Source organism: Cytophagia bacterium CHB2, from assembly GCA_030263535.1.
Classification (GTDB): domain Bacteria; phylum Zhuqueibacterota; class Zhuqueibacteria; order Zhuqueibacterales; family Zhuqueibacteraceae; genus Coneutiohabitans.
In genome coordinates this window covers 1-3401 of sequence record SZPB01000520.1, presented here as the reverse complement: position 1 = coordinate 3401, position 3401 = coordinate 1, and the positions used below count along the sequence as shown (strand labels likewise).

2 protein-coding genes are annotated in these 3401 nt (G+C 53.1%); both read right to left on the bottom strand.

Features of this window, described 5'->3' with window-relative positions:
- Positions 1 to 181: 181 nt before the first annotated feature.
- Positions 182 to 1570 carry a hypothetical protein gene (locus tag FBQ85_28305; GenBank protein MDL1879036.1) on the bottom strand — a complete coding sequence of 463 codons (1389 nt, stop codon included), beginning with the start codon at positions 1568 to 1570 and terminating at the stop codon, positions 182 to 184.
- A gap of 144 nt (positions 1571 to 1714) precedes the next feature.
- Complete coding sequence (locus FBQ85_28300) at positions 1715 to 2926, bottom strand: hypothetical protein (protein MDL1879035.1); 1212 nt, start codon at positions 2924 to 2926, stop codon at positions 1715 to 1717.
- Positions 2927 to 3401 lie beyond the last annotated feature (475 nt).

Here is a 3401-nt window from a genome sequence, read left to right as displayed (position 1 = left end):
AAAGAACCATATTCAAATTGTGCAAGCAGCAGCGGCGCACAAGGCGCCGGGACTACAGGGCGAATGCAACGAGCATGATGTTCGTTACGGCCGAATTCAAATCGTGCATGCGACATCGCACCACGAGGGGGCGGGGCTACGATTCCTGCACGCCAATTTCAAAAACGCTAGAAAGCACTCGCTAAAACGCCACCCCCACATCCACGAACCCTTCCAGCTTGCCGTCTTCGTTGAAAGCGCCTTCGAGACGTAACACGTTGAGATACGGCATGTGAATATGCAAGCCCGCGCCCAAACCGCTGCGTCCGTTTTCGGGATGAAAACCCTCGCCATGATTCCAAATTACGCCGTAATCCGCGAAGAGGCCCGCGCTCACGCCAAACTTGACCGTCTTGAAATAGCGCCCGAACATGGTATCTTGCAACAAAGGGTTTTGGTCGATGCGATGATAGCGCAAGGGAATGATGGGCACGCGCAACTCCAGGCCGGCTTGCGCGAGATTATCGCCGTGCAAGCGGCGGTAAAAATGGCCGCGAACGCGATTGCGATAGCCGAAGTTGACCAAATCATCCAGCGGCACGTCGCTGGGCGACAAATCTGCCATGCCGCGGCCGCCCAAGGCCAGGCCTTTGTAGATTTTTTGATAGCGCCGCACATCAAAGCCATAACGCCAATAAGGCGTGTAATTGGTGGTGAGGCCCACGCGTTTGCCCCAAAGCGAGAGGTATGTTCCGGCACGGGGATACTCATAAAAATCGCGCGCGTCATACAAGAACGATGCAACCAAGCTTCCGCGCTCGTCGCGGCCCGACAAATCGATGATTTGATTATCAGCCGGGTCACGCACGCTCTCCGGCGTAAAGCGCAGGCTCGAGTAACCGGCGGTTATGCTAAAAAACGTGAACAGACCAAAGCGTTTCCCGACGGTAAAATTTCCTCCCCAGCGTTTTTCGTTGACGTCCTGAAAGCTATTGCTCAAGAAGCGATTGCGCACGGTTTGTGTGTAAAAACGCCAGCGTCCGAAAATATTCGCATTGCCGAACATCCAGGGATTGCCGTAATCGAGCTGCAGCGAGGGATTGTAGCCCGCCCAGCCCGAGAGCGCCAATGTTTCGCGGCGGCCGCGGAAATTGTAGTGCAGCAAACCGGCGCCGTAGGAAAGTTTGTCCCAATCGCGATCATTCATGAAAAAAATCGGATAGGGATAAATGTACCACGACTCATAAACTGTGATGATGAGCTGAACACCGTCCTCGACGGGAATCGCGTCGATCTCGACATGGCTGAACAAGCGCAAATTCAGCAGGCGTTTGCGATCGGCCTCCAGCACTTCGGGATCGAGCGCGTCGCCGACTTTGACTTGAATTTCACGGAGAATGATATGATGCTTGGTGTGACGGTTGCCGGTGATGACAAGCGAGGTGATAATGGGCGGATTGCTGAATGGCTGCGTTTGCAGAGATTCCGCCTCAGCCTCCTGCGTTTGCGCGGCCACAGGTGAGCCGGTCACAAAATTTCCGGCACAGGCGAGAATGAAAACGACGGCAATGTTGAGGTAGAGATCCTTCACGGGGAATGTTCACTGAACTTGATAAACACGGGATTACTGCAACGTCAGGCTTTCGTGCGATGAAAATCGCAGGCGGGTATCAGAGCATAACGCAGCAACTTTTATAACGCCAATGAAACATCAAAATCCGAATTCGGCATCATCTTAAAATTTATCCAGAATGCGGAACAACACGCGCCAATCGTCGTGGCCGCGATCGAGGCGCTTGGCAATATCGACGCGCAAAATATTTTCTGCGACAAAAATCGAAAAGCCCACATCGCTTTGAAAATCTTTGGGCTTGATCACGCCGAAATCAAACAGCCCGGCTTCGGGGTTATTCGGGTCGGCGAACCACGCCAGGCCGGTTTCAGCAAACACGCCCATCGACACGCCTTCCCAAATCGGGATGAATTGCAGCGGCACATGATGCAGCCAATTTTGGCCGATGATATAGTTGGCGGTGAGAAAAACCGCGCGATCGCCCAGAAATTCTTTCTCGCGATAGCCGCGCAAATTTCCCAACCCGCCCAACGGCAGCAGATGTTGAAACGCGTGACTGCCGGTGCGCGTGCCGGCCAGCAGCTTGATCTGAAATTTCTGATCGCTAAATGTTGGTTGATAACGCTTGAGCGTCACAAACAAGCCCGTGGTTTCAAAATCGCCAAAGGTTTTCTCGAGCTGAACATCGGCATACCAGCCGACGATGGGAAAAATGGGATTATCGCGCCAATCAAACGCGGAGATCAAGAGCAACGATTGCTCATTGCCCGGGATAACCGGATAAGCAGCGCGGGTGTTGAGCGCATAGGATTTGTCGCCGCCGAACAGGCTCCAATTCGTATTACGCTGCATGCGATCATATTTATATCCGGAAACTTCCACGCGCAAGGTATGCGCTTGCAAAAGCCGGTAATCGACAAAGCCGCGCGCGCCTTTCTTGCCGAAATAATCCATGAAATCTTCGTGAAAGAAAATGCCGGCCAGCGAGTTTTCCCATTCGCCAACGAGCCAATCGTCGTTCGAGTCGATGCGATTGAAATAATCCGCGCCGACGGTGAGCTGATTGGCGCTGAGAAATTTTTGGGTAAAGCCGGCATTGCCGCGCCAGCGTTTGCCCTTTTCATTTTTGAAGCCGTAGCCAACATCGCCGAACAGCGTCAATCCCGTGATGGGGCGGGGATGATATTTTGCGCCGAAATTGAGATACAAACCTTCGACGCGGTTGAAATGGGAATTGGTATAAAACGTGACTTGCCGCGCTTGCTGGCCGAGAAAAAAATCTTCCCGCGCGCGCTCGATCTTAAACTGCGCGAACGCCGGAACCTGAATCAGACAGCACAGCAAGATAAAAAGCCCGAGCGACTTCCTTGGCATCAAAAATCGTCTCCTACACAAGTGAGGTTCATGAGCTACAAAGGCACGAAGACACAAAATCGCTACTGTCTCTTGCTTCGTGCCTTGGTGCCTTCGAGTTAAACTAGCCATTCGTATCCAACAAAAGTGTGGCAAAAGTAGCAAATGGGGCGGGAAGATGCAAGATTTCTTTTGAGGGCAGGCAGGCAAGATAAACGTTGCCGCAAGCAAAATGCTGGTAAACCGATATAACTGAAACGTGAACTCAATCATGCCACGGATGTTCGCCTCCAGCAGCTCTGCAACACGAACATTGGCAACGCAATGCTTCCACGTTTTAGTCGCGGCGGCATTGCGCTGTCATTCGTTTCCGGTTCAGACTTCGCTCGCCACCAGAGGCGACTCCGCAGCAACCACAAACGCCGGCTTGGCTTCGCCGTTCCGGCTGGCAGCTTCGCGTTTCATGCCCGGCTGCTGGCGCATGATGGTCGGCGGC

Bases quoted from the DNA above. Each gene is read 5' to 3' on its own strand.
- FBQ85_28300 (MDL1879035.1), bottom strand. From the start codon at position 2,926: ATGCCAAGGAAGTCGCTCGGGCTTTTTATCTTGCTGTGCTGTCTGATT.